The organism is Streptosporangium sp. NBC_01469, assembly GCF_036227305.1.
GTDB lineage: Bacteria > Actinomycetota > Actinomycetes > Streptosporangiales > Streptosporangiaceae > Streptosporangium.
The window spans coordinates 3,459,385-3,484,654 of record NZ_CP109465.1 but is presented as its reverse complement, the minus strand read 5'-3'; the positions used below and the strand labels follow the sequence as shown (position 1 = coordinate 3,484,654).

Genomic DNA, 25,270 nt, shown 5'->3' with positions numbered 1-25,270 from the left:
CGCCGACCCGGGCACCCACGAGGGGTTCTCCGAGCCGGCGCCGGGATGAGAGCTACTGGCCCGCGGGCTTCTTGCCGAAGCGCTTCTCGAAGCGCGCCACCCGGCCGCCGGTGTCCATGATCTTCTGCTTGCCCGTGTAGAAGGGGTGGCAGGCGGAGCACACGTCGGCGTGGATCACGCCGTTCTTGGCGGTGCTGCGGGTGGTGAAGGAGTTACCACAGGTGCAGGTCACCTGAGTGGCGTTGTACTCCGGGTGAATATCGGGCTTCATGTTGTCTTTTCCTCTCCAAAACGCGGTCGCCGGGTCGCCACTGTCTCTCGCCTGTGGGGCTTGCGCGCTGAGCACACCGGGGTGCGCGCGGGCGGGAACCGGAACCGCTACGGTTCGGCTACCAGTGTGCCAGATCCTCCAACCATCCCAGGCCACAAGACATTCCCCCACCCCGGTGACCTGCGTCTCCGGACCGGACACAGTATGTTCGCCATGCTCGCCGCCCCCTGCCGGGCGCCATATCCGTACGGGAGCCGGGACCCCCGATCCCCGCGAGGAAACCAGGGGCTCCAGGCTGTCACCTTCCCAGGTACGCCAGCACCGCGAGGACCCGGCGGTGATCGTCGGGGGCGGGCTCCAGCCCGAGTTTGCCGAAGATGCTGGAGATGTGCTTCTCCACGGCGCCCTCGGTGACGAGCATCCGCCCGGCGACCGCGGTGTTGGAGCGCCCCTCCGCCATCAGGGCCAGGACCTCGCTCTCCCTGGCGGTCAGGGACTCCAGGGGATGACCCCTGTGCCGGTGGCTCAGGAGCTGTCCGATCACCTCGGGGTCGATGACCGTCCCCCCGGCCGCCACCCGGCGTACGGCGTCGAGAAACTCGGCCACGTCGGCTATCCGCTCCTTGAGCAGGTAGCCGACCGCCGCGGCGCCGCCGCCGATGAGCTCCGTGGCGTACTGCTCCTCGACGTACTGCGACAGGACGAGGATCGGCAGCCCCGGCCGCCTGGACCTGGCCTCCAGGGCGGCGCGCAGCCCCTCGTCGGTGTGGGTCGGCGGCATCCGTACGTCGACGACGGCCAGGTCCGGATCGTGCTCGTCGACCACCGCCACCAGCCCGGGGCCGTCGCCCGCCACCCCGACGGTCTCGATGCCCCCGTCGGCCAGCAGCCGGGCCAGCCCCTCGCGCAACAGCACCGAGTCCTCGGCGATCACCACCCGCATGGGTCTCACGTCTTCACCATTCGCAGGGTAACTCCGCCCTGATCATCGTGGGGCCGCCCAGCGGGCTGTCGACGGTCAGGGTGCCGTCGATGGTCGCCGCCCGGTCGGCCAGCCCGGCGAGACCGCTGCCCGGCCGTGGCACGGCGGCGCCGACCCCGTTGTCGTAGACCTCGACGATCACCCGCTGCCCCTGGCGGCTGACCCGGATGAACGCCTCGGTGGCCTCGGAGTGCTTGGCCAGGTTGCTCAGGCACTCGGCCACGACGAAGTACGCGATGCTCTCCACCGCGGGCGGGGGCCGGTGGGAGACCTCCACCGACAGGTCCACCCGCACGGGGGCGCGTGCGGCGAGCGACGACAGGGCCGCGCCCAGCCCCCTGTCGGTGAGGATCGCCGGGTAGATGCCCCTGGCGAGGTCGCGCAGCTCGGCGATGGCGGCCTTGGTACCCCGGTGCGCCTGGGCCAGGAGCTCCCTGGCCGCGTCGGGGTCGGAGTCCAGCTTGGCCTGGGCCCGGCCCAGGTCCATGGCCACGGACAGCAGCCGCTGCTGGGCGCCGTCGTGCAGGTCCCGCTCGATCCGGCGCCGCTCGGCCTCGGCCGCGTCCACCCCCCGGGCCCGGCTGGCCCGCAGGTGGGCGGCGCGGGCGGCCAGCCGGTTCTTCTCGCTCGTCCCCAGCAGGGCGACGCCCAGCAGGCCGTGCAGCCAGGCCATCCCCCGGGTGGCGTAGAGGGCGGCGAGGAGGAAGCCGGCCCCGACCAGCGCGCACAGCAGCACCCTCGGCCCGCTGTCGACCGGCAGCTCCGCGATGGGCGTCATCGGCTGCCCCGCCAGCAGCAGGGGCAGCGGCAGGGCCGTCAGGCCCAGCCCGAGCGTCCACAGGACCGCCGAGACGGTGAACTCCGCGACCCCGATCGGCAGCAGCAGCAGGAGATAGAGCAGGTCCTTCCAGGTGGCGGGGTCGACGAACATGTCCTTCCAGCGCAGGAACAGGTTGTCGCCCTCGGAGGGCCGGTAGGGGCTGGGGATGTCGACGCCGAAGGCCAGCCGCAGGAACCTGCGCTCCAGCATCGCGGCGCCCCGCCAGGCCAGCATGGTCAGGGCGAGCAGCGGCAGCCCGATCCACATGACCACCATCACCAGGGACGCCGGGATCACGGACGCGAGGAACGCGAAGCAGGCGAGGCCGTAGAACATGCTCATCAGCAGATAGGGAACGGCCCGCCAGGTCATCGGGTCGACGATCATGCCCAGGGGGCCGTTCGGCCCGAGCGGAACGCGCCGCCTGAGCGGCGCCCTGGCCACGGGCGCACCTCCCAGCGTCTCGGCCGTCATGCGCCTCCTCTGTCCCCGGTGCCCGTCCTCGCCGTCCGTGTCCACGGCGCATCCGGCGTCTCCCGCGCATCCGGCATCGCCGCCGTCCTCGCCGTCTCTCCCGCCGCCTGTCCCGGCGCGCCGTCCGTCCTCGCGTACCGCCCGCGCGCCCGCGGGCGTCGCGGGCGCGGGAGCCGCGGAGGAGAAGGCGTCCTGAAGTAGGGATATCCCGAAGTACGGGGTCACACAAGGGACTTCGGAAACACGAACGCCCCGGCCGGAGGGGCCGGGGCGTTCGACGTACGGCGGATGATCAGTCGCGCTCGGAGCTGACCGTCGTCTTCTGCACCTGGAGCAGGAACTCCGCGTTGGACTTGGTCTCCCTCATCTTCTCCAGGAGAAGCTCGAGGGCCTGCTGCATGTCCAGGGCGTGCAGCACGCGGCGGAGCTTCCAGGTGATCTGGAGCTCGTCCTTGCCCATCAGGATCTCTTCCTTACGGGTGCCGGACGCGTCGACGTCCACCGCGGGGAAGATCCGCTTGTCGGCGAGCTGCCGGTTGAGCTTGAGCTCCAGGTTGCCCGTGCCCTTGAACTCCTCGAAGATGACCTCGTCCATCTTGGAGCCGGTCTCGACCAGCGCGGTGGCGAGGATCGTCAGCGAGCCGCCGTTCTCGATGTTGCGGGCGGCACCGAAGAAACGCTTCGGCGGGTAGAGCGCGGTGGAGTCGACACCACCGGACAGGATGCGGCCGGAGGCCGGGGCCGCCAGGTTGTAGGCGCGACCCAGACGGGTGATCGAGTCGAGCAGCACGACCACGTCGTGACCGAGCTCCACCAGGCGCTTGGCGCGCTCGATGGCGAGCTCGGCGACCGTGGTGTGGTCCTCGGCCGGGCGGTCGAAGGTCGAGTGGATGACCTCGCCCTTCACCGACCGCTGCATGTCGGTGACCTCTTCCGGACGCTCGTCCACCAGGACGACCATCAGGTGGCACTCGGGGTTGTTGCGGGTGATCGCGTTGGCGATCGACTGGAGCACCATCGTCTTGCCCGCCTTGGGCGGGGAGACGATGAGACCGCGCTGGCCCTTGCCGATCGGCGCCACCATGTCGATGATCCTGGTGGTCAGGATGTTCGGCTCGGTCTCCAGGCGCAGGCGCTCCTGCGGATAGAGGGGGACGAGCTTGTTGAAGTCGGGCCGCTGCCGCGCCTGCTCCGGGTCCATGCCGTTGACCGTGTCGAGGCGGACGAGCGCGTTGAACTTCTCGCGGCGCTCGCCGTCGCGGGGCTGGCGGACGGCGCCGGTGACGACGTCACCCTTGCGCAGGCCGTTGCGGCGGATCTGGGCCAGCGAGACGTAGACGTCGTTGGAACCCGGCAGGTAACCGCTGGTCCTGACGAACGCGTAGTTGTCGAGGATGTCCAGGATTCCGGCGATCGGGATCAGGACGTCGTCGTCGCCCACCACGGGCTCGTTGCTGTCGAAGCGCTCGCGGCCACGGCGGTTGCGCTCGCGGAACCGGCCCCGGCGGCCACGGCGGTCGTCGTCGTCGCCCACGCCGTGCTGGTCGTTACGGTCCTGCGGGCCCCGGTTCTGCGGGCCGCGGTCGCCCCTGTCGCCACGGTCGTTGAGGCGGTCGCCGCGATCGTTGAGGCGGTCGCCGCGATCGTTGAGACGGTCACCGCGCTCGCCACGCTCGCCGCGGTCGTTGGTCCGCTCGCCACGGTCGTTGAGACGGTCACCTCGATCGTTGAGGCGGTCGCCGCGGTCGTTACGGTCGTTGAGCCGCTCGCCGCGGTTCTGGCCGGGGTCGGCGGCGCGCTGGTCGGCGCGGCTGTCGGTCCGGTTCTCGGGGCGGTTGTCGCCACGCTCGCGGCGGTCGTTGCCGCGCTCGCCGCGCTCGCTGTTGCGGCCGCGGCGCTCACCGCGCTCGCGGCGGCTCTCGCCGCGCTCGCCACGGCCCTCGGCCGGGGCGGTGTCGATGGTCTGCTGCTCCACGACGGGCTCGGGCACGACGACGGCGGCCACGGGCTCGGGGGCCGGGGGCGCCTGCTCCACGACGGGCTCGGCGGCCACGACGGGGCGGGAACGTTCCCTGCGGGTGCGCGCCGGACGCTCGGCGACCGGCTCGGCCACGACGGCGGGGGCGGCCACGGCAGGAGTCTCCTTGACGGCGGCGGGAGCCTGGGCGCTCTCGGTGGAGACGCCCTGCTTCTCCTGAATGGCCGCGATCAGCTGGCTCTTGCGCATCCGCCCGGTCCCGCTGATGCCGAGACCGGAGGCCATGGCCTGCAGCTCAGGCAGCACCATGGCGGAAAGGCCGGTGCCGGAGCGACGGCGCGGCTTGGCCGCGGGGCGGGTGGGGGTGTCGCCGGACGTCGGCGCCGTGCCGGTGACGTCGGAGAGGAGTTCGGTGGTGTCGCTCACTAATGGGTCCTTCCCAGGGGTCGGGCGTGGCCATGATCAGCCAATCGTCCCGGTGGTGCGATCGACCCGGTGGGACAGACCGGGTCGGGTTGCACGTCGCGATCCTCGGCGGCCCATGGAGAGCCGCCGCCACTGTCGGAGAAGGGCGGATCCAGGCCGTCACCATCGAGAATCGCCGACGGTGGGACTTGGAGGACACCCCCCCGGATTGCTACCGGCAACCAGATGTCGAGGTAGATCGAACGCGCATGTCCCCTAAAACGCCGCTTCTCGTTGCCCCAACCGAAATATGGAGCATTCGGAGGCGACGGATTCGGGGAGGCCACTGCGGCGCTCATGTCTCACCAGGTGAGACATGATGCAGCGATGTGTGGCTGACAAGCACGCACCCAACGCGGGGCACCTGGTGCGGCTATCAGCCTAACATCACCAGCGCACACAGCTATTCCCTGAAGGTCGAAGAGTCGTCAGCGTGTCTCAAGAGAAACAACGCGGGCGCCCCTGGTTTCGACATCCAGTGGCTGGATGTGCCAGTCATTACCCACTTCCGGTGCGATCAAATCCTGCGTATTCACCGTTGAAAACGCAAGAACCGTGGGCCCCGCTCCCGAGACGACCGCGGCGACCCCCGCCTTCCGCAGCCGTCGTACGAGATCGGCGGTGTGCGGCATGGCGGGTGCGCGGTAGTCCTGGTGGAGGCGGTCCTCCGTGGCGGCCAGCAGCAGCTCGGGCTCGGGCCTGGCGGTCAGCGCCGCGACCAGCAGCGCGGCCCTCCCGGCGTTCGCGGCGGCGTCGGCGTGCGGGACGTCCTTGGGCAGCAGCCCGCGGGCGATCTCGGTGGACAGCCGGTGCGCGGGGACGAGGACCACCGGCCTGACGGCCTCGTGCGGGAGCAGCCGCACCAGGTGCGGCACGCCCCCGGCGTCCGTCCACGCGACGGTGAGCCCGCCGGCCAGGCACGGCGCCACGTTGTCGGGATGGCCCTCGATCTCGGTGGCCAGCGCGAGGACGGCGTCGTCGGTCAGCTCGGCGGGCTCGGCCGGTTCGGGCTGCGCGTACGAGGTCGCGGCCAGCGCGCGGGCGGCGAGGATTCCGGCACAGATCGCCGCGGAGGAGGAGCCGAGGCCGCGGGCGTGCGGGATCCGGTTGAGACAGCGCAGCCGGATGCCGCGCGGCTGCGGGAGCCCCATCCTGTCGAAGGTCGCGCGCATCGTGGTGACGACGAGGTGTCCCTCGCCCAGGTCGAGCTCGCCGGCCCCCTCGCCCTCGACCGCGATCTCGACGCCCGGGGAGTCGAAGATCTCGGCCTCGATCTCGTCGTGGAGGCCGAGGGCGAGTCCCAGCGTGTCGAATCCGGGGCCCAGGTTGGCCGAGGTCGCGGGGACGCGGACGGTCGCCCTCGCCGTGCCGCCGGTCATCGGGGTCCCTGGGGGGCCGTGAGGGGCACGTCGCTTCTCCTGAGGTCCACTAGGCGAGTTCGAGGGCGGTGGCCGCGGCGTGCGCGTCGATCGGGACCGTCACCGGCGTGGGGGCGCCCGAGATGGCCCAGTCGGGGTCCTTGAGGCCGTTTCCGGTCACCGTGCACACGATGCGCTGCCCGGGCTCGACCAGCCCCTGGCTGTGCGCCTGGAGGAGGCCGGCCACGCTGGCGGCGGAGGCGAGCTCGACGAACACGCCCTCCTCCTGGGCGAGCAGCTTGTACGCGGCGGCGATCTGACGGTCGGTGACGGCCTGGATGACACCGCCCGACTCGTCGCGGGCGGCCTCGGCGAGCCGCCACGAGGCGGGGTTGCCGATGCGGATCGCGGTGGCGATCGTGTGCGGGTGGGTCACCGGCGCGCCGTTGACGATCGGCGCGGCACCGCTGGCCTGGAAGCCGAACATCCGCGGCGTCCTCGTCGCGATGCCGTCCCCGGCGTACTCGGTGTAGCCCATCCAGTACGCCGAGATGTTGCCCGCGTTGCCGACCGGGATGCAGTGGATGTCGGGGGCGTCCCCGAGCGCGTCGACGATCTCGAAGGCGGCGGTCTTCTGGCCCTGGAGCCGGAACGGGTTCACCGAGTTGACCAGCGCGATCGGGTAGTTCTCCGACAGCTTCCTGGTCATCTCCAGGCAGTCGTCGAAGGACCCCTCGACCTGGAGCAGCCTGGCCCCGTGGACCAGCGCCTGGGCCAGCTTGCCCATCGCGATCTTGCCTCGGGGCACCAGCACGGCGCAGGTCAGGCCCGCGCGGACCGCGTAGGCGGCGGCGGAGGCGCTGGTGTTGCCGGTCGAGGCGCAGATGACGGCCTTCGCCCCGTCCTCGACGGCCTTGCTGATGGCCATGGTCATGCCACGGTCCTTGAAGCTTCCGGTCGGGTTGAGGCCCTCGACCTTCAGGTAGACCTCGCAGCCGGTCAGCGCCGACACCCGGTTCGCCGGGACGAGCGGGGTGCCGCCCTCCAGGAGCGTGACGACGGGCGTCGCCGTGGTCACCGGAAGTCGGTCACGGTACTCCTCGATGAGGCCGCGCCACGCCCTGGTCATGATTGCTCCTCACCGCGCGCGGCCGGTCCGTGCGCGTGCTACCTGCGGTATTGAGAAACGAGTCTACGGGCAACACGCTCGGCTCCGGGATGCGCTGTCCACCAGATGGACAAGCCGGGCGTCTCCCCAGGGAACTCTAAGGATCAGCCGGTATGGTCTGCGAGGCTTGACAGGACTTGACACGCGGGGAACACGACAAGGGGTGCCACATCATGACGGGCGGCACGGCGGCGGACCTGCCGCCGATCCGGCACAACGACTACTCGCCGCTGGACCCGCCCGCGCTCGGCGCGTGGGTTCCGGAGCTCCCGGTGAGCGTGATCATTCCGGCCCACGGCGGCCAGCACAGGCTCGACCTGACCCTCGCCGCCCTGGCCGCGCAGACCTACCCGGATCACCTCATGGAGGTGATCGTGGTCGACGACGGCAGCGAGCCGCCGCTGCGGCTGCCGGAGATCACCCCGGGTGGCGCCAGGATCGTGACCACCGTCTCCTCGGGCTGGGGCATCGCCCACGCGGTGAACACCGGCGCCGCCCTCGCGGAGGGGCGGATCATCCAGCGCCTCGACGCCGACATGGTCGTCTGCCGCGAGCACATCGAGGCCTTGGCCCGGTGGCACCACCTGGCCGGATACCTGGTCACGATCGGCGCGAAGAAGTTCGTCGAGGAGCCGGCGCTGACGGCCGCCCGGGTCCACGAGGGCGTGCGCGCGGGCTCGCTGGAGTCCCTCTTCGACCTGTCGGGAGCCCTGCCCAGCTCCACCGAGCAGACGATCTCCCGCACCGACGGCCTGCGGGCCAGCCGCAACCCCTACCACGTGTGCACGGGGCCGACGGTGTCGATGCGGCGCGAGATCTTCCGGGCCGTGGGCGGGGTGGACCCCGGGGTGCTGCGGGGCGAGGACACCGAGTTCGCCTACCGGCTGGCCGCGCACGGCGTGGTCTTCGTGCCCGACATGGCCGCCCAGGCCGTCCATCTGGGACTTCCCGCCCAGCGCCGCGACCCGCAGCGGGCGGTGCGGGTCGTCGCCCCCTACCTGGCCCACCGGGTGCCGCTCCGCCGCGACCTGCGCAAGGACCGGGGCCGCCACTGGCTGGTTCCGTACGTGGAGGTGGTGCTGCGCGTCGACGGGCCCGAGGAGGGGGTGCGCGCGGCGGTGGGCGCGGCGCTCGACGGGTCGCTCGGCGACGTGATCGTCACCCTGGTCGCCCCGTGGTCGAAACTGTCCGGGGAGCGCCGGCCGGTGCTGGACGACCCCCTGTTCGACCTGCGGCTGCTGCGCGAGCACTTCGCCCACGACGAGCGGGTGCGGTTCGCCGACGAGGTCTCCGCCACCCCCGCCCCGATCGCGTTCCGCTACACGGGCCCGGTCTCGGTGCCGCTGGGACGCGACACGCTGGAGCGGATGATCCGCGTGATGCAGGACGACCGCTCGGGCATGCTCGTCGCCGATCTCGGCGGCGACGGCGAGGCGACGCTGGAGCGGACCGAGGCGCTGGGCCGGGCGAGGCTGCTCGGCGCGGACGACGTGGCCGCGTCGATCGAGGCCACCCACGGCGTACGGCGCGGCGACCGGTCGGAGTTCTGGCCGGCCGCTCCCAAGGCCGCCCCTCCCCCCGCCCGCGTTCCGGCCGCGCCCAAGACCCCGGCTCCGGCTCCGGCCCAGGGGCGGGAACCCGCGAGTCCCACGGCGGACCGGGCTCCCGGGCAGGAGGGACGCCAGGAGGGGCGCGACTCCCTCCTGGGCAGGCTCCGCACCGCGCTCAGAAGCTGAGCGACGGCCGAGGGCGGCCGGGTCAGGCGGGGGCGCCCGCGTTCTCGCGGCTCTCCGGCAGGGGCGTGACCCGCCGCCGTACGACCAGCCCGAAGGCGACGACGAGCAGGCCGAGCGTGCCCGACACCACGAACGGCGCGGCCGGGCGCCAGGCGTCGTAGAGGAAGCCGCCCAGGGCGGAGACGGTGAGGATGCCGACGGCGCCGCAGAGGGTCTGCACCCCGTAGGCGGAGCCGCGGAACCGGGCGGGCGCCTGCTGGGCCAGGAGAGGTCCGGCGGTGGTGATCCCGGCGATCTCCCCCAGCCCGATGAACACGGCCACCAGCATCATGCCGGAGCCGAGGGGGTCGCTGACCAGCAGCGTCGACAGGTAGGACAGCGCCGCGACGGCCTGGGCGAGGATGACCACGTCCTGACGCCGCATGCGGTCGCCCAGCCAGCCGAACAGCGGGGCCGCGAGCACGGCCACGGTCTGCGCGACGCCGACCACGGCCCCCGCGCGGGCCAGGGCCTCCGCGCCGGACATGCCGCGCTCGCTCGTGGCGTGGTCGACGACCCACAGGGACAGGAAGCCCACGACCACCGCGAGGTCCGCGCGGGCGACGAACGCCGCCGCGTACGACAGTGCCACGCCGGGGTCGCGGGCGAGCGTGACGCCCTCCCTGACCAGGCGGGGCAGCGGGACGCGCCCGGTGCTCCCCTCCGGGGGCCCGGAGACCGGGGCCTTCGACAGGGTGAACCACATCAGCGCGGCGACCGCGAGGACGGCCGCCGCGATGATCAGGAACGAGACGCGGGCGGCGGTGACCGGGGCCATCCCCGAGTCCTCGAAGACCTTGGGCAGGCGGACCAGGCCGAGCACGGCGAGCATCGCGCCCAGCCCGCTGAACAGGCCGATCAGCCCGTACGACCTGCCGCGGAAGCCGTCGCGGACGTAGTCGATCGCCACCGTGGACAGCATCGCGCTGAGCGCGGCCACGCCGAGGGCGAAGATCACACGCAGCGCGACGAGCACGATGGTGTTCGCGGCGAACGGGAAGAGGGCGACGCCCAGCGCGCACAGCGCGAACCCGGCCACCACGACGGGCCTGCGGCCGTGCCGGTCGGCCAGCGCTCCGTACCAGGCCAGGCTGGCGATCATCGCGATCTCCGCGGCCACCCCCAGGAGGCCGACCGCCTTGCCCTGGTCGGCGCTGTCCACGCCGAGGACGCCGCCCAGGATGTACGGCTGCGCGGCGGGCAGGAAAGAGATGATCATGGTCGAGGCGAACGCCATGGACAGGCAGGCCCACATGTTGCCGCGGCCGATGCCGTCGGCGAGCTGAAGGCCCAACACACGGCGCGAGGGGGAGGCGGCCATGCCGCGATCCTGCCAGTCTGGTAAGGGCTTCTCCAATGTTTTGAGTGGCTATGATCTACACAATTCTGGAAATGTCATTACCCGGGAGCGGCACGTGACCGACCAGATACCCCAGGGTGTCCAAACTCATATTCCTAACGTCGCGCGCATGTACGACTACTACTTGGGCGGCAAGGACAACTTCCCCGCCGACCGGCAGGCGGCGGAGAAGGTCCTGGAGATCATTCCGGAGATCCGGCACAGTGCCCGCGCCAACCGCGCGTTCCTGGGCCGTACGGTCGGCCTCCTCGCGGAGTCGGGGATCGACCAGTTCCTCGACATCGGCGCCGGGCTGCCCACCCGGAACAACGTGCACCAGGTCGCCCCCGAAGCGCGGGTCGTCTACGTCGACAACGACCCGACCGTCCTGGTCCACGGCAGGGCGATCCTCGGCAAGAACGAGAACGTGACCATCGTCGAGGGGGACGTACGCAGGCCCGCGGAGATCCTGGGGCACCCGGACGTGCGCGCGGCGATCGACTTCGACCGGCCGGTGGGGATCCTCCTGCTGGCGATCATGCATTTCGTCCCCGACGCGGACGACCCCCGGGGCATCGTCGCCACCCTGCGCCGGGCCATGGCCCCCGGCAGCCACCTCGTCCTGTCCCACGTCGCGATCGACGCCCGCCCGGAGGCCGCGGACGGGGTGGTCCAGGTCTACGACCGGGCCTCCTCCCCCTTCGTCACCCGTACGGGCAAGGAGATCGTCCGCCTGTTCGACGGCTTCGACGTGGTCGAGCCCGGCATCGTCAACCTGCCCGAATGGCGGCCGGTGCCCGGCACCGCCGTGCCGTACAAGGGCATCGGCTCCTACTTCCTGGGGGGCGTCGGCGTCGTCAGCGACGGCGGATGATGGCCCGTTTCACGGAGGACAGCAGCCCGTACTGGACGACCTTCCTGGCCGCGGCGAGCTCCTTGCGCAGGGTGCCGACCTCGCGCCGCAGCTCGACCGTGCTTTTGCGCCAGCGGCCCGCCTCGTCGCGCCACTTGACCACCTGGTCGCGGAGCCGTTCCGCCTCCCTGGTGAGACGGGCCACCTCGGCCTCCGCCTCGATCCTGGCCCGGTAGGCGCCGCGGCGCCCGGTGAGGGCTCGGGCCTCCGGCGCGAACCCGTAGGTCTCGCCGTCCACCCAGATCACGCCGAAGGTGTCGTCCACGGCGTCGTCGAGGTCCTCCCCCTCCCCCAGGACGATCGCGGCGCGCGCGAACGCGGCGGCACGTTCCAGCCGCGCCGCGACGACCGCCCGCCCCGAGCCCGCGCCGTCCCCACCGGTCCCACCGGGCTCGGCGGCGGCGCCGTCCCCCTCGGCCAGCAGCACCGAGACCAGGCCGTACCCCTCGTCCCTGGCCAGGTCGAGCAGCCGGGCCAGGGTGTCCTCGCCCGGCACCCACCCGGCGGGCAGCCTGAGACGGTAGGGAACCGCCCAGGCGGGACCCGACGGCGTGCGGGAACCGGGCGGGGCGGCGGAGATCTCGTCGGTGAAGCGGACCCTGGGCTCGTGGGCGTAGTGTCCGCGGATCAGCACCAGGTCCAGGTCGGGGTTCTTCAGGGGGGCGCGCCCCTCGGCGCCGACGCGGTCCCACGGCCCCGCGAGGGTGACCGCGACGTCGGGCAGGGTGCCCGCGAGCACGGCGTCGACGGTGGCGCGCACCTCGTCGTAGGTGCATCCCCCGGGCTCGACGACCACCTCCACGTACGGCACCTTCCACTGCCTGGCCGGGTGGGAGCGGAGCCAGCGGTAGGACGGGATCCGGTCGGCCACGAAGGCGTGGCTCACCCGGTCGATCGGGGCCTTGTCGCGCATGCGCATGGTCGGGCCCAGGTGGAAGGCGCGCGACAGCGGCTCGGGGACGAAGACCGCGCCCGCCTGGGCGAGCCGGTAGCCCATCTCGGTGTCCTGGCCGAGGATCAGGTCGGTGTCCATCGGCCCCGCGACGGCGAGCAGCGCGGCGTTGACCGAGGTCGCGCCGCCGACGTGCAGGCTGAACGCGCGGTGCGGGTTGGCGGTGAGGCCGTCGGTGCGCTCGACGAGGTCGACCAGCCAGGCGTGCGGCTCGGCGGGCTCGAAGAGCTTGGCCAGGTCGTCGGCGGCGGCGACCACCTCGGGGGCCGGCAGCCCGGCCGGGGTGAAGCGCAGGTAGCCGGTCACCACGAGGTACGGGGCGGCGTGGTGCCAGCGCATGTGCGCCTCGACCGACCTGCGGTCCAGGACCACGTCGGAGTCGAGCCAGTGGATCACGTCGCCGGTGGCGGCCGACAGCCCGGCGTTGCGGGCGTGGGCGCGGCCGGGGACGGAGCAGACGATCAGGCGGGTGTTCGCGGGACGCAGCGCGGGCAGCCGCAGCGGCGGGCTGCTGCCGTTGTCGACCACGACGACCTCGGTCAGGGGGGCGGGGTAGGTCTGCGCGGCCAGCCCGGCGAGCGCCAGATCGAGTTTCTCCTGGTCACCGTATGCGGGAACGACGACGCTGACCCGGAGCGAGGGCACCCAGGAGCCCAGGGCGGGCGGCGTGAGGCTCCGGTAGTCGTTACCGGTGATCCGTGCTGTCATGGCGTTTCCAGGATCGGGCTCGGGCGGGGACCGCGCCACCGGTTCGGCGCGACGCGCGGGAAACGGCCCGGGGAGAGCCTCGGGATCGAGCGCCACGGCGGGCACCCCTGATAGTGGACGCGGTGGGCGCGCGCTCCCGTCACCGGCCGTGGGAAGTCCACCGGGGTGACTGGAGGGGGCGGGGGGAGGGGGGTCGGCTGCGCGGGCACGAGCGAAGGATAGCGAGGCAGGAAGATCCCTTCTCACCACACTTCCCACTTGACTTAGAGGGTCACTGCTAAAGGCTCACAGCTGTCACACAGGTCACAGGAACCTTCGAATTTCCTATTTATCGGCGTATTCGCACTTGAGAAGCCGATAGCCTCATTTACCACCAACAAGGACAGGTAAAGACACAGAGCGGCACGGAAGGTAAGCGCGGATGCCCACGCCCCGAAAACTGACGCTTCTGGCGGCGACACTCGGCCCGGTGTTCCTGATCGCGCTGACGCTGCTCGCGAGCTTCGAGATCATCTCGGTCACGGCGGCCATCGTGCTCGGCGCGATCGCGGCGGTGCTCGCCGTCCAGGTGCTGGCGGTCGCGACCGTACGCAGGATCGACGGCAAGGCCCAGCGGATCGACACCCGGGTCAAGCGCTACGAGGCGGAGCTGGCCACGGTCAAGACGGCCACCCAGCGGCTGGACCGGCGGCTGGACGAGATCGTCGAGCTGCTCAAGGAGCACGAGCGCAAGCGGGACGAGGACCTGCAGGCGATCCTGGTCTCCCTGGGAGAGGACCGGCTGGCCTCCGTACCCCGGCGCCAGGACATCGAGGAGATGGTCCACGACCTGCTGCCGCGCCTGGCCGCGGTGGAGGCCAGGACCGAACGGGCCGACGGAGAAACGGAGGGAACAGCGTGACCGGGACCGGTTTCGCCACCCCCGGTGCCACCTCTCCCACCAGCCCGCGCGACGACCGGGCGGACCACGTCGACCGGGCCGCCGAGACCGGCCGGGCCGTCGTCCCGCGCGCCAGGATCAGGCACAACGACTACGGATCGCTGCTCCCGCCCGACCTGGGCACCTGGGAGCCCCGGCTCAGGGTGAGCGTGGTGATCCCGGCGCACGACTGCCAGGAGGCCCTGGACCGCACGCTCGCCGGGCTGGCAGCGCAGACCTACCCCGCGCACCTCATGGAGGTGGTCATCGCCGACGACGGTAGTGCCCCGCCATTGCGCGTCCCCGAGATCGCCCCGGCCAACACCAGGCTCGTCCGGGTGCCCGACGGCCGCTGGGGACGGGGCTGGGCCCGCCAGACCGGCGCCGCCGCGGCGGCGGGCGACATCCTGCACTGGGTCGACTCCGACATGATCCTCGACCGGGAGCACGTCGAGGCGCACATGCGCTGGCACCATCTCGTCCCCTACGCCGTCGTGATGGGCGACGTCCGATTCACCCCCGACGGGGCCGGACCCTCCGCCAGGGAGGTCTTCTCGGCCGTGGAGGCCAGGGACGCGGAGAAGCTGTTCGACGAGTCCGCGCCACACGAGTGGCGGGCCGGGGTGCTGGAGGAGACCCGGTGGCTGCGGGACGCTGGCGCCGGGGCCTACCGGCTCCACTCGGGGGCCACCACCTCGGTCCCCGTGGCGCTGCTGCGCTCGGTCGGCGGCGTGAACACCACCCTGAACATGGCCGAGGACACCGATCTCGGCTTCCGCCTCGCGCAGGCGGGCGCGGTCTTCATCCCCGACCCGCAGGCCCGCGGCTGGCACCTCGGGCCGTCCACGGTCATGATCCGGGAGAAGGAGGTGCACCGGCACAACTGGTCGGTGCTGCCCGACCTCATCCCCGACCTGCGCTGGCTGCGCACCCACCCGCGCAGGACCTGGCTGGTGCCGTACGTGCACGTCGTCGTCGACGCCCGGGGCGCCTCCTACGAGGACGTGCGGGCGAGCGTGGACTCCGCGCTCGCGGGCACCCTCGTCGACGTCGCCGTCACCGTGGTCGGGCCCTGGACGGACCTTCCCGCCGGGCGCCGCCCCTCCCTCGACGAACCGCTGCTCGACCTGCGCCTGGTGCGCAACCTGTACGTCCACGAGCCGCGCGTCTCCTTCACCGAGGAGACGCCCGCGGGCTCCGCGCCCGCGCCGTTCAGGCTCACCTTCCCCGCGGGGTGGGCACTCGGCGCCGAAAGCCTGGCCGAGCTGGTCAAACTCTCCGAACGCGAGGAGTACGGGTTGCTGAGCGCGGCTCTCGACGAGGGGCCCTCCGGGGTCAGGGCGGCCAGGTTCGAGCGCACCGCCGCCTTCGCCAGGGCCGCGCTGGTGAACGACGACGGGCTCCAGGGCCACGGCGATGACCTCGACAGTGGCCTCGACGGTGATCTCGACGGTGTCGTCCACGAGCTGTTCGGCTCGCTCTGGGTGAGCGCCGCCGAGATCGGCGTGACGACCGCCGACGAGGCGGAGCCCGTCGCCGGGGACACCGCGAAGTGGCGGGCCGACTCCGCGCGCTGGAAGCGCGAGGCGGAACGCCTGAAGGACGAGGTGAAGAGCCTCCGCGCCGAGACCGGACGCCTGCGGGCGGAGGCCGCGCGCCTGGAGGACGAGCCGCGGCGCGGCCCGCTCGGAAAGATCATCTCGACGGCCAGGCTGCGGGGGAAGACCGGCTGATGTCCCTTCTGATCGATCTGGTCCGCGCCGCCAGGGAGCGGAACGGCAAGCGACGCGTCCTCGTCTACTGCGTGGGCTTCGAGACGCTCGGCGAGCTGGCGGCGTACGAGGCGATGGACCTCGACGGCGACCTCGACGGCATCCCGCGCGCCGAGGAGGGCGCCGCGGAGATCCTGGTGCTCGCCCGCACCCCGACCGACGTCCGCCGGGCCGCGAGCCTGCAGTCGCTGCTGGCCATGGCCCCACGGGTCGTCGTCGCCGTACGGGAGACACCGCACTGGTACACCGCGCCGGTGCTGTCCCCCACCCCCGCCCACCGCTGGCGCGCTCTGGTGGAACTCCGCGTCCACCAGCCGAAACAGCCCGCCTGGGTGGTCGAGGCGAGCTTCTCCAAACCGGTACCCGCGGGGCGGACCCTCGCCGCGACCGCCAGGGCCTTCGGCGGGCACCGGATGGACGCCGTCTCCGGGCCCGTCGCCGGTCTGGCGGGGCCGGGAGCGGCCCACTGGCGTCCCGGCGACCCGAACGCGGCCCCGGCCCCCCTGACGGGGCCCGTCCCCGACAGGTTCGGCGCCCGCGGCGCCGACCTGGTCGTGCGCGCGGTCGGCGAGGAGCCGCCGCCCTGGTCCGGCGCCGAGCCCACCGGCGAGACCGGCGAGACCGGCGAGACCACGGTGGACCGCCCGGTCGCCGAGCTGATGGTCTGGGAGAGGCTCGGCCGCCCCGGTGGCGGCAAGATCCTGGAGAACGACATCGGCGACCTGTCGGAACCCTGGACCATCCCCCCGGTCGACAGCCGCTCGGTCAACCCGATGAACTTCATCACCGTGCCGTCCCTCGGCACGGCCGACCTGTCCTCCGAGTCCGGCCGCTGGGCGATCACCTGCGAGGGCGGGACGCTCACCTCCTTCGACGCCTCCGGCCGCGTCACGGACGTGGACGTCAACCGGATCAGGCAGGTCAGGGCCGTACGGGTGGACTGGCGGCGCAGCCACACCGGCCCGGCGGCCGCGCTGCGGGTCGTCACGGGGCTGGCGGCGGCCGGGGTGCCCCTGATCTCCGAGGCCGTGCCGCGCTGGGCGGGCGCCCTCGGCCCCGAGCTGGCCAGGCTGATCACCTCGGTCGACGAGCCCGCGCTCAAGGACGACCTGGAGCGCGAGGAGCACAGCATCCGGCTGCGCCGCGAGGCGCTGCGCGTCCACGGGGTCCGCGCCCGCTGGGAGCAGCTGGGCGCCCCCGCGGCGCCCGTGCCGACGGTCTCGGTACTGCTCGTCACCCGCCGCCCGGAGATGGTGGGCTTCGCGCTGGAACAGCTGTCCAGGCAGCGCGGCGCCGAGTTCGAGGTGATCCTCGCCCTGCACGGCGTCCCCGCGGCTCATCCCGGCGTGGCCGGGGCCCTCGCGTCCTTCGCCTCCTTCGAGCGGCCGGTCACCGTGGTCGAGGCCGACAGGCGGACCGTGTTCGGGACCGTGCTGAACCAGGCCGCGGCCAGGGCCTCGGGGTCGTTCCTGCTGAAGATGGACGACGACGACTGGTACGGGCCCGACTTCATCTCCGACCTGCTGCTGGCCCACTCCTACTCGGGGGCCCAGGTCGTGGGCATGGTCCCCGAGTTCGTCTATCTCGCCTCGATCGGGGTGACCGTCCACCGCGAGCAGATCACCGAGCAGATCACCAACTTCATCGCCGGAGGAACCATCTTCTCCGAACGCTCCGCCTTCGAGGCCGTGGGCGGCTTCCGTCCCATGCCCGGCACGATCGACGCCCAGTTCCAGCACGCCGTGCAGGCCGCGGGCGGGCAGATCTACCGCACCCAGGGACTGGGCTACATCCTGCGGCGCGGCAACGTCGCCAACCACACCTGGCGCGAGCCGATCGGCACGTTCCTGCGGCGCAACAAGCGCCAGTGGCGTGGCTTCCGGCCCAGCGCGCTCATGGAACTCCCCCCGGAGGCGCCGTGAGCACGCCGCGACTCCCCCCCGACGCGCCGTACGCGCCGCGTACCTCTGACGCGCCGTACGCGACACCGGCCCCGGCTTCGGCCCCGGCCCCGGCTCCGGCCCCGGCCGGAGGCGGCGTGAACGTCCCGCGGATCCCAGCCGGGAAAGACCCCGTGAGCACATCGCGGGCCCTCGTCCGCGACGCCGTCGCCACGCCGCGGATTCCGGGCAACGACTACGGGGTGCTGTCCGCGCCCGCCCCCGGCACCTGGGAGCCGCGCCTGTCGGTGAGCGTGGTGATCCCCGCCAGGGGGCGGCAGGACAGGCTCGACCTCACGCTGGCCGCGCTCGCCGCCCAGACCTACCCCGCCCACCTCCTTGAGGTGATCGTCGTGGACGACGGCAGCGCGCCCCCGCTCCGGCTCCCCCGGATCGCCCCGGAACACACCCGGATCGTCGGCAACGCCTCCGGCCGCCGGGGCATCGCCTGGGCCCTGGAGACCGGCATGGCCGTCGCGGACGGCCAGGTGATCCACCGGATGGACGCCGACATCGTCTCCTACCGGGAACACGTCGAGGCGCACATGCGCTGGCACCATCTGGCCGACTACATGGTGGTGACGGGGACGCTGCGCTTCACCGCCATGGCGGGCACCCCGCCCACCCCCGCCGAGGTCCAGATCGCCGTCGCCAAGGACAGGGCGGGCTCCCTCTTCGAGGAGGACCCCGAGCACGCGCACGACTGGATCGGCGAGCTCGTCGCCACCCACCGCGACTTCCGGGACGCGCCCAGCTCGCTGCTGCACCGCGTCCACGTGGGCGCGACGGTCTCGCTGCCCTCGGCCCTGCTGAGGGAGGTGGGAGGGCTGGACACCTCCCTGACCCTCGGCGAGGACACCGAGCTGGGCTACCGGCTCACCCAGACGGGCGCGGTGTTCGTCCCCGACGCCGAGGCCCTGAGCTGGCACCTGGGCACCACGACGGCGATGCGCAGGCCCACGGAGGTCAGGCGGCACAACGACCCGTTCATCGCCGACCGGATCCCGTACCGGCGCCACCTGCGCACCGACGCGGGCCGGCAGTGGCTGGTCCCCTACGTCGACGTCGTGGTGGACGCCGGGGACGCCTCCTTCGAGGACGTCAGGGCGAGTGTCGACGGGTCGCTGGCCAGCACCCTGCCCGACGTGCACGTCACCCTGACCGGGCCGTGGGCGTCGCTGACCGGCGAGCGCCCGGCCCCGCTGGACGACCCGCTGCTCGACCTGCGGCTGCTGCGCGGCCAGTACGCCCACGACGGCCGCGTCTCCTTCGCCGAACGGGTCCCCGCGACCTCGGCGCCCGCGCCGTTCCGCCTCGTCTGCCCGGCCGGATGGGTACCGGGGGCGAACTCGCTGGCCAAGCTGATCGAGCAGGCCGAGAAGGACGACGAGGGCCTGCTGCTCGTGGCGCTGGACGAGAACGAGTCCGGAGTCCTGGCCGCCCGCCTGGAGCGGACCTCCGCCGTCGCGAGGGCGATGCGCGTGGCCCGCGAGGACGAGCGGCTCGACGACGTGATCGCCGACCTGCACGGGGCGACCTGGCTGGACGCGGAGTCCTGGAAGCTGCGGCCCGCGGCCCGCGCCTACCCCTACTGGGCCACGAACCGCAACAGGGAGGCCGCGCGCTGGAAGGCCGCGGCCGAGTCGCGCGCGAGGGAGGCCGAGCGGGCCCAGCGGCAGGTCGCCACCCTCAAGGCCGAGCTGAAGGAACTGCGCGCCAGGGCCGCCAAGGGCAGCCGCGACACCGTCAGGTGGAAGGAGAAGGCCGAGCAGCGCCGCCTGGAGGCCGTGGCCCTGCGCCAGGCCCAGCAGCGCTCCCTGCTCGGCCGCGCCGCCCGCCGCCTCCGCAGGCTCACCGAGGGTTCCTGACGCCCTGCCGCCGAGGATGCCCGGATATCCGGGCGTCCTCGGCGGCCCGGTCACTCCTGCCCTGGCAGAGGGCGGTAGCGGGCGCCGACGGCGCTCTGCAGGGTTCGCACGACCGTGCCGTGCGGCTTGCGGGTCACCAGCCAGTCGAGGAACTGGCCCAGGAGCCTGGGAGTCGTCGAGTAGAGGCCGCAGTCGTCGCAGACGCGGTGGAACACCAGCGGGACCAGCCCGCCGCCCTTCTCAGCGTTGAGGACCTGCTGCTTCATGTGCCGCAGCAGGGTGTCCTCCCGGACGGAGCCCGGGGTGCGGATGTCGTAGCGGTTCTTCGGACGCAGGGCCTCACCGGCCGGGCAGTCGGGGCACCCCCACTCCTTGAGCCCGCCGACCCCGCGGGCCGCGTCGTAGCCGCACCGCCGCGCCACCGCCATGGCGTCGGAGTCGACCGCGCCGAACGGGTAGGCGAGGGTCGTGGGCCGGTATCCCCACGCCACCAGTGCCCTGCGGTCGTCGCAGATCTGCCCCTCCTGCTCACTCTGGGTCAGCTCGGTGAGGCGGACGTGGGTCAGCGTGTGACCGCCGATCTCGTGGCCCTTCCTGGCGATCTCGGCGAGCCCGCGCCTGGTCAGTTTCTCCTCGCCGCCGACGGTGTCGGTGTTGACGTAGAACGTTCCACGCATACCGCGTTTCTCCAGCATGCGGGCCACGGCCGGGTGGGAGGAGTCGCCGTCGTCGAAGGTGAGCGCGACGACCGTCTTGATCTTCTTCGAGGGGCGCGCGGTCGCCGCGTGGGCGGCCGGGCCCAGCGTCGCCACGACGGCCAGCGCCACGGAGAGCGCCACCACCCGGTGGAAGACCTTCACGGTGAACTCCCTTTCGCGGAACGGCAAATAGGGCATGAAAGCACCTTATAAGCCGGTAGGGGTCATCAAATGATCTGTTATCAAATGCCCAGGAAGCCGATGCCGAGTCGGCATGGCACGGTGGTTTCAGGGGTCCGCACCGAGCACGAACGGCACCGGCGCGCACTCTCCGTGACCGTGCGCCGCGCGTTCCCCCTGAACCGGCCCGGGAAAGCGGGAAAGCCGTGAACCGCGCCGGGCGTCCGGACGCGATCCCCGCGAACGGGTCGTCCTGAGTTCCTGACCCGACCGGCGTGAACAGCCCGAAGCGACCCCCGCGGACGGGGCGTCCCCCTGGCTCGCTGATCGGCGCGGGCCAGGGGGACGAACGTCCCGCGGCGAGGCCCTCCGGCCGGTCACGGCGGACCGGCCCGGCGAGGCGCCGCTAGGGGGTGTCCTCGCCCTCGACGCGCATGACGCTCACCACGTCGCGGACGATGTCCAGCTCGCGCAGGCCCTCGATCGTGGCCGACAGCGCGGCGTCGCTGGCCCTGTGGGTGACCAGCACCAGCTGGGCGTCCGCGCCGTGCCCCTCCTGTCGGACGGTCTGGATGGAGACGTCCTGCTTGGCGAACATGTCGGCGACCCTGGCGAGCACGCCGGGCTTGTCGGCGACGTCCAGGGAGACGTGGTAGCGCGTGACGGTCTCGCCCATCGGGTGCACGACCAGGTCCGCGTACGTGGACTCCTCCGGGCCCCGGGTGCCCGCCAGCACGTTGCGCCCCACGGCCACGATGTCGCCCAGCACGGCGCTCGCGGTCGGGGCGCCGCCCGCGCCCGCGCCGTAGAACATGAGCTGCCCGGCGGAGCGCGCCTCGACGAACACCGCGTTGTAGGCCTCGCGGACCCCGGCCAGCGGGTGCGTCCTGGGGATCATGGCCGGATGCACCCGCACCCCGAACGACCTGCCGTCGTCGGAGCGGGCGCAGATCGCCAGCAGCTTGATGACGTATCCCATGGCCTTGGCGCTGGCCACGTCCGTCGCGGTGATCTCGGTGATGCCCTCGCGGTGCACGTCGGCGGCCGTCACCCGGCTGTGGAAGGCGATCCCGGCGAGGATCGCGGCCTTCGCCGCGGCGTCGAAGCCCTCCACGTCGGCGGTGGGGTCGGCCTCGGCGTAGCCCAGCTCCTGCGCCTCCCCCAGCGCGTCGGAGAACGAGGCCCCGCTGGAGTCCATCTGGTCGAGGATGTAGTTGGTGGTGCCGTTCACGATGCCGAGCACGCGGTGCACGTGATCCCCGGCGAGCGACTCGCGCAGCGGCCGGATCAGCGGGATGGCGCCCGCGACGGCCGCCTCGAAGTAGAGGTCGGCGTTGCCGGCCCTGGCCGCGGCGTGGACGGTCGCGCCGTCCTCGGCGAGCAGCGCCTTGTTGGCCGTGACGACCGACTTGCCGCTGTTCAGCGCGGTCAGGATGAGCGACCTGGCGGGCTCGATGCCGCCGATCACCTCGACGACGACATCGATGTCGTCCCGGGAGACCAGGGCCTCGGCGTCCGTGGTGAGCAGGGCGGGATCCACGTCGGCGTCCCGCCTGCGGCCCAGGCGCCGCACGGCGACCCCGGCGAGCTCCAGCGGCGCCCCGATTCGGGCGGCGAGGTCGTCGGCCTGCTCGTGCATGAGCCTGACCACCTGGGAGCCGACGACGCCGCATCCCAGAAGTGCGACTTTCAGTGCCATGCGGTCACGCCCCCTTGTCGCTCACACCATGGACGGCTCTCTCGGCCGCTCCGGGTCGTTTCACAGCTGTCCTCTCAGGAGGTCGTCCTCGGTCTCCCGGCGGACGATCACACGGGACACCCCGTCCCTGACCGCGACCACGGCGGGCTTGGGGAGGTAGTTGTAGTTGTTGGCGAGCGAGCGGCAGTAGGCGCCAGTGCCCGCGACGGCGATCAGGTCGCCGGTGGCCAGGTCCGCGGGAAGCCACAGATCGCGCACGACCATGTCGCCGCTCTCGCAGTGCTTGCCGACCAGGCGCGAGAGCATCGGCGCCGAGGTGCTCTCGCGGGAGGCCAGGCGCGCGGTGTAGTCGGCCCCGTAGAGGGCGGTGCGGATGTTGTCGCTCATGCCGCCGTCGACGCTGACGTAGGTGCGCAGGCCCTCTACGTCCTTGATCGTGCCGACCTCGTAGAGCGTCACCCCGGCCAGCCCGGCGATGGCCCTGCCCGGCTCGACGGTGAGCTTGGGCACCGGCAGGTCGGCGGACCTGGCCACCTTGCTGACGATCTCCCGCAGGTTGTCGGCGATCTCCTTGACGTCGGGCGCGGTGTCGCCCTCGACGTACGGGATGCCGTAGCCGCCGCCGAGGTCGAGCTCGGGCAGCACGACGCCGTGCTCATCCTTGATCTTGACCATGAGGGTGGCCAGGCGGGCCGCGGCCACCTCGAACCCGGCGGTGTCGGTGATCTGGGAGCCGATGTGGGAGTGCAGGCCGACGAGCTCCAGCTGGGGCAGGGCGAGGATCCGCCTGGCCGCCTCGGCCGCCGCGCCGCTGCTCAGCGAGAAGCCGAACTTCTGGTCGTCGTGGGCGGTCGCGATGAACTCGTGGGTGTGGGCCTCGACGCCCACGGTGACGCGGATCATCACCTTGGGACGCCTGCCGTGCCTGTCGGCGAGGAAGCCCAGGCGGGCGATCTCCTCGAAGGAGTCGGCCACGATGTGCCCGACCCCGACCTCGACGGCCTTCTCAAGCTCGGCGAGCGACTTGTTGTTGCCGTGCAAGGTGATCCGCTCGGGCGGGAATCCGACGCTGAGCGCGACGGCGAGCTCCCCGGCGCTGCAGACGTCGAGGCCGAGGCCCTCCTGCATGATCCAGCGGGCGACCTCGCGGCACAGGAAGGCCTTGCCCGCGTAGTGGACCTCGCCGCCGGAGAACGCGCTCGCGTAGTCGCGGCAGCGGGAGCGGAAGTCTTCCTCGTCCACCACGTAGAGCGGGCTGCCGTGCTCCGCGACCAGGTCCCTGACATCCGCGCCGCCGATCGTGATCGAGCCGTCGGCGCGGCTCGACGTTCGGGGCCAGATGGTCGGGTCGAGCGTGTTCAGGTCGGCGGGTGCGTGCGGAGGGCGCTCCTCGGGCAGCACTTCTGCATGCCGGTCACCGGCGGGGTGGGCGAATCGACTCACCCGATCGAGGCTATCGGACCCGGTGATCCCCCTGAGACGATTGCCCACCCATCGAGACGCGATCCTCCCCGAACACGCGAACTTTTTACGTTATTGGCCGCTTTTGCGACATATTTTAACGTCGTGCCGCTACATGATCTTGGGGAGAGGCCCGGAGCGGGCCCGCGCATCCCGGCCCGGCCCGGTCAGGCGGGCCAGAGTACGCGTGCCGGTGCGGGCCGGCGCCAGGGCCCGCACCGGCACCCGGCCGCCGGGCGGGACTACACCGGGCAGGCGAGCGTGCTGGTGGCGCAGCAGCCGATGCTGATGAAGTGCTCCGTCCGCGGCTCGCGGCCGCCGACCAGCTCGTCCAGGCTGATCTCACCGGCGGGGTGGACCAGGTCGGCCGTACGGGCCTGCGGGTTCTTCCACTGACGGATCAGTTCGTTGTCGGACATCACATGTCTCCTTGGTCGAGATTCGTTGTGCGTGGGACGCGGGGGCCGGTCCGGCACGAGGACCGGGCCGGCCCCCTTGGTAACCGTTGGTGGCCGTGTCCGGTGGCCCGCCGCGGACCTCGTGGCGGAGGTCCGCGGCGCGGCGCCCGGTCACGGTCCCGGGCCGAACGCTCCGGGCCTCCTAGCAGAGGTCCACGGTGCAGCACTTGTGCGAGATCACCGGAGGCCAGGTCTCCTGCGGCATGCCGCCGACGACGCGCGCGAGGTGCTCGTCGAGGTCGATCTCGCCGGCGGGGTGAACCAGGTCGGCCGTACGGGCTTGCGGGTTCTTCCACTGACGGATCAGCTCGTCGTCGGACATCACACGCCTCCTTGGCGCACGCGGCCGCGGGTCAGCAGTAGGTGCCGGTGGGGCAGCAGCCCCAGGAGGCGAGCCCCTCGGTGGCGGGCTCGCGGCCGCCGACCAGCTCGTCCAGGCTGATCTCCCCGGCCGGGTGGATCAGGTCGGCGGTGCGGGCCTGCGGGTTCTTCCACTGACGGATCAGCTCGTTGTCGGACATCACATGACTCCTTGGTGTGGGCCGCCGGGGATCAGCAGAAGGCGTTGGTGGGGCAGCAGCCCAGGGAGAAGAAGTACTCGCTCACCGGCGGGCGGCCGCCGACCACGCGGGCGTCGTCCAGGCTGATCTCCCCGGCCGGGTGGGCCAGGTCGGCGCTGCGGGCCTGCGGGTTCTTCCACTGACGGACCAGCTCGTTGTCGGACATGACATCACTCCTTGGTGAGATTCGATGTGGTGGGATTCGATGCTTCGGGAGGCGCCGGCCGGACCGGCGCGAAGGTGGGCCGAGGGCCCTTCGCGGTGGAGCGGATCAGAAGTCGCCGCCGCACCACAGGCCGGTGGGGCAGCAGCCGTAGGAGAGGATGTACTCGCTCACCGGCGGGCGGCCGCCGACCACGCGGGCGTCGTCCAGGCTGATCTCCCCGGCCGGGTGGGCCAGGTCGGCGCTGCGGGCCTGCGGGTTCTTCCACTGACGGACCAGCTCGTTGTCGGACATGACGTACTCTCCTTCTGGATTGGGATCTCGTGGATCACGATCGGAATCGGTCATG

The 25,270-nt window shown here is 72.2% G+C and carries 22 protein-coding genes; 6 read left to right on the top strand and 16 right to left on the bottom strand.

Translation table 11 applies throughout. The features are described from left to right. Positions 1–52: 52 nt before the first annotated feature. The 6 genes from rpmE to thrC all read right to left on the bottom strand — a co-directional run bounded on the left by rpmE (position 53) and on the right by thrC (position 7,477). Entirely contained in the window at positions 53–271 is a 219-nt protein-coding gene (gene rpmE / locus OG587_RS15695) for a 50S ribosomal protein L31 (RefSeq protein ID WP_329090954.1), read from the bottom strand. A 298-nt stretch (positions 272–569) separates the two neighbouring features. Beyond that, positions 570–1,214, bottom strand: a complete 645-nt coding sequence (locus tag OG587_RS15690) for a response regulator transcription factor (protein ID WP_329093876.1) — start codon at positions 1,212–1,214, stop codon at positions 570–572. A gap of 13 nt (positions 1,215–1,227) precedes the next feature. Beyond that, positions 1,228–2,547 carry a sensor histidine kinase gene (locus OG587_RS15685; protein ID WP_329090953.1) on the bottom strand — a complete coding sequence of 440 codons (1,320 nt, stop codon included), beginning with the start codon at positions 2,545–2,547 and terminating at the stop codon, positions 1,228–1,230. A 292-nt stretch (positions 2,548–2,839) separates the two neighbouring features. Next, positions 2,840–4,951 (bottom strand): transcription termination factor Rho, encoded by a 2,112-nt coding sequence (gene rho / locus OG587_RS15680; protein WP_329090951.1) that lies wholly within the window; start codon positions 4,949–4,951, stop codon positions 2,840–2,842. Positions 4,952–5,418: 467 nt separating this feature from the next. Then, positions 5,419–6,369 (bottom strand): homoserine kinase, encoded by a 951-nt coding sequence (gene thrB, locus OG587_RS15675; RefSeq protein WP_329090950.1) that lies wholly within the window; start codon positions 6,367–6,369, stop codon positions 5,419–5,421. A gap of 49 nt (positions 6,370–6,418) precedes the next feature. After that, entirely contained in the window at positions 6,419–7,477 is a 1,059-nt protein-coding gene (gene thrC / locus OG587_RS15670; protein WP_329090948.1) for a threonine synthase, read from the bottom strand. A 212-nt stretch (positions 7,478–7,689) separates the two neighbouring features. Between thrC and OG587_RS15665 the strand changes: the two genes are divergently transcribed. Further along, positions 7,690–9,252 (top strand): glycosyltransferase, encoded by a 1,563-nt coding sequence (locus OG587_RS15665; RefSeq protein WP_329090946.1) that lies wholly within the window; start codon positions 7,690–7,692, stop codon positions 9,250–9,252. 22 nt (positions 9,253–9,274) lie between these two features. Here the strand turns inward: OG587_RS15665 and OG587_RS15660 are convergent, their stop codons facing one another. Then, complete coding sequence (locus tag OG587_RS15660; RefSeq protein WP_329090944.1) at positions 9,275–10,612, bottom strand: MFS transporter; 1,338 nt, start codon at positions 10,610–10,612, stop codon at positions 9,275–9,277. A gap of 94 nt (positions 10,613–10,706) precedes the next feature. Between OG587_RS15660 and OG587_RS15655 the strand changes: the two genes are divergently transcribed. Further along, a complete protein-coding gene (locus OG587_RS15655; RefSeq protein WP_329090942.1) occupies positions 10,707–11,504 on the top strand; it encodes an SAM-dependent methyltransferase in 798 nt (265 codons plus the stop codon). Here the strand turns inward: OG587_RS15655 and OG587_RS15650 are convergent. Continuing rightward, positions 11,488–13,203: a glycosyltransferase family 2 protein gene (locus OG587_RS15650; RefSeq protein ID WP_329090940.1), complete on the bottom strand. Its 1,716-nt coding sequence runs from the start codon at positions 13,201–13,203 to the stop codon at positions 11,488–11,490. The genes OG587_RS15655 and OG587_RS15650 overlap by 17 nt on opposite strands. Positions 13,204–13,624: 421 nt before the next feature. On the opposite strand from OG587_RS15650, the gene OG587_RS15645 reads away from it, so the two are divergent. From OG587_RS15645 to OG587_RS15630, 4 genes are all read left to right on the top strand, one after another. Next, positions 13,625–14,104, top strand: a complete 480-nt coding sequence (locus tag OG587_RS15645; RefSeq protein ID WP_329090938.1) for a hypothetical protein — start codon at positions 13,625–13,627, stop codon at positions 14,102–14,104. Then, positions 14,101–15,855: a glycosyltransferase gene (locus OG587_RS15640; protein WP_329090936.1), complete on the top strand. Its 1,755-nt coding sequence runs from the start codon at positions 14,101–14,103 to the stop codon at positions 15,853–15,855. The genes OG587_RS15645 and OG587_RS15640 overlap by 4 nt, the downstream gene beginning before the upstream one ends. Further along, the gene (locus OG587_RS15635) at positions 15,855–17,816 is read left to right on the top strand and encodes a glycosyltransferase (protein ID WP_329090934.1); all 1,962 of its coding nucleotides are present in this window, start codon (positions 15,855–15,857) and stop codon (positions 17,814–17,816) included. Before OG587_RS15640 ends, OG587_RS15635 begins: the two co-directional genes overlap by 1 nt. Before the next feature lie 152 nt (positions 17,817–17,968). After that, a complete protein-coding gene (locus tag OG587_RS15630) occupies positions 17,969–19,702 on the top strand; it encodes a glycosyltransferase (protein WP_329090933.1) in 1,734 nt (577 codons plus the stop codon). 50 nt (positions 19,703–19,752) lie between these two features. On the opposite strand, the gene OG587_RS15625 is transcribed toward OG587_RS15630, so the two are convergent. The 8 genes from OG587_RS15625 to OG587_RS15590 all read right to left on the bottom strand — a co-directional run bounded on the left by OG587_RS15625 (position 19,753) and on the right by OG587_RS15590 (position 25,215). Then, entirely contained in the window at positions 19,753–20,598 is an 846-nt protein-coding gene (locus OG587_RS15625) for a polysaccharide deacetylase family protein (protein ID WP_329090932.1), read from the bottom strand. Positions 20,599–20,986: 388 nt separating this feature from the next. Next, positions 20,987–22,279: a homoserine dehydrogenase gene (locus OG587_RS15620; RefSeq protein ID WP_329090930.1), complete on the bottom strand. Its 1,293-nt coding sequence runs from the start codon at positions 22,277–22,279 to the stop codon at positions 20,987–20,989. A 60-nt stretch (positions 22,280–22,339) separates the two neighbouring features. Beyond that, positions 22,340–23,722, bottom strand: coding sequence for a diaminopimelate decarboxylase (lysA, locus tag OG587_RS15615; RefSeq protein WP_329090929.1), 1,383 nt, complete (start codon positions 23,720–23,722; stop codon positions 22,340–22,342). 260 nt (positions 23,723–23,982) lie between these two features. Then, positions 23,983–24,159 (bottom strand): hypothetical protein, encoded by a 177-nt coding sequence (locus OG587_RS15610; RefSeq protein ID WP_329090927.1) that lies wholly within the window; start codon positions 24,157–24,159, stop codon positions 23,983–23,985. 181 nt (positions 24,160–24,340) lie between these two features. Beyond that, the gene (locus tag OG587_RS15605) at positions 24,341–24,520 is read right to left on the bottom strand and encodes a hypothetical protein (protein ID WP_329090925.1); all 180 of its coding nucleotides are present in this window, start codon (positions 24,518–24,520) and stop codon (positions 24,341–24,343) included. A gap of 31 nt (positions 24,521–24,551) precedes the next feature. Beyond that, the gene (locus OG587_RS15600) at positions 24,552–24,719 is read right to left on the bottom strand and encodes a hypothetical protein (RefSeq protein WP_329090923.1); all 168 of its coding nucleotides are present in this window, start codon (positions 24,717–24,719) and stop codon (positions 24,552–24,554) included. A gap of 31 nt (positions 24,720–24,750) precedes the next feature. Next, positions 24,751–24,924 (bottom strand): hypothetical protein, encoded by a 174-nt coding sequence (locus OG587_RS15595; protein WP_329090921.1) that lies wholly within the window; start codon positions 24,922–24,924, stop codon positions 24,751–24,753. A 105-nt stretch (positions 24,925–25,029) separates the two neighbouring features. Beyond that, a complete protein-coding gene (locus OG587_RS15590; protein ID WP_329090919.1) occupies positions 25,030–25,215 on the bottom strand; it encodes a hypothetical protein in 186 nt (61 codons plus the stop codon). Positions 25,216–25,270: the final 55 nt, after the last annotated feature.

Bases quoted from the DNA above. Each gene is read 5' to 3' on its own strand.
- rpmE (WP_329090954.1), bottom strand. From the start codon at position 271: ATGAAGCCCGATATTCACCCGGAGTACAACGCCACTCAGGTGACCTGC.
- OG587_RS15690 (WP_329093876.1), bottom strand. From the start codon at position 1,214: ATGCGGGTGGTGATCGCCGAGGACTCGGTGCTGTTGCGCGAGGGGCTG.
- OG587_RS15685 (WP_329090953.1), bottom strand. From the start codon at position 2,547: ATGACGGCCGAGACGCTGGGAGGTGCGCCCGTGGCCAGGGCGCCGCTC.
- thrB (WP_329090950.1), bottom strand. From the start codon at position 6,369: ATGACCGGCGGCACGGCGAGGGCGACCGTCCGCGTCCCCGCGACCTCG.
- thrC (WP_329090948.1), bottom strand. From the start codon at position 7,477: ATGACCAGGGCGTGGCGCGGCCTCATCGAGGAGTACCGTGACCGACTT.
- OG587_RS15665 (WP_329090946.1), top strand. From the start codon at position 7,690: ATGACGGGCGGCACGGCGGCGGACCTGCCGCCGATCCGGCACAACGAC.
- OG587_RS15660 (WP_329090944.1), bottom strand. From the start codon at position 10,612: ATGGCCGCCTCCCCCTCGCGCCGTGTGTTGGGCCTTCAGCTCGCCGAC.
- OG587_RS15650 (WP_329090940.1), bottom strand. From the start codon at position 13,203: ATGACAGCACGGATCACCGGTAACGACTACCGGAGCCTCACGCCGCCC.
- OG587_RS15645 (WP_329090938.1), top strand. From the start codon at position 13,625: ATGCCCACGCCCCGAAAACTGACGCTTCTGGCGGCGACACTCGGCCCG.
- OG587_RS15635 (WP_329090934.1), top strand. From the start codon at position 15,855: ATGTCCCTTCTGATCGATCTGGTCCGCGCCGCCAGGGAGCGGAACGGC.
- OG587_RS15625 (WP_329090932.1), bottom strand. From the start codon at position 20,598: ATGCCCTATTTGCCGTTCCGCGAAAGGGAGTTCACCGTGAAGGTCTTC.
- OG587_RS15620 (WP_329090930.1), bottom strand. From the start codon at position 22,279: ATGGCACTGAAAGTCGCACTTCTGGGATGCGGCGTCGTCGGCTCCCAG.
- OG587_RS15610 (WP_329090927.1), bottom strand. From the start codon at position 24,159: ATGTCCGACAACGAACTGATCCGTCAGTGGAAGAACCCGCAGGCCCGT.
- OG587_RS15605 (WP_329090925.1), bottom strand. From the start codon at position 24,520: ATGTCCGACGACGAGCTGATCCGTCAGTGGAAGAACCCGCAAGCCCGT.
- OG587_RS15600 (WP_329090923.1), bottom strand. From the start codon at position 24,719: ATGTCCGACAACGAGCTGATCCGTCAGTGGAAGAACCCGCAGGCCCGC.
- OG587_RS15595 (WP_329090921.1), bottom strand. From the start codon at position 24,924: ATGTCCGACAACGAGCTGGTCCGTCAGTGGAAGAACCCGCAGGCCCGC.
- OG587_RS15590 (WP_329090919.1), bottom strand. From the start codon at position 25,215: ATGTCCGACAACGAGCTGGTCCGTCAGTGGAAGAACCCGCAGGCCCGC.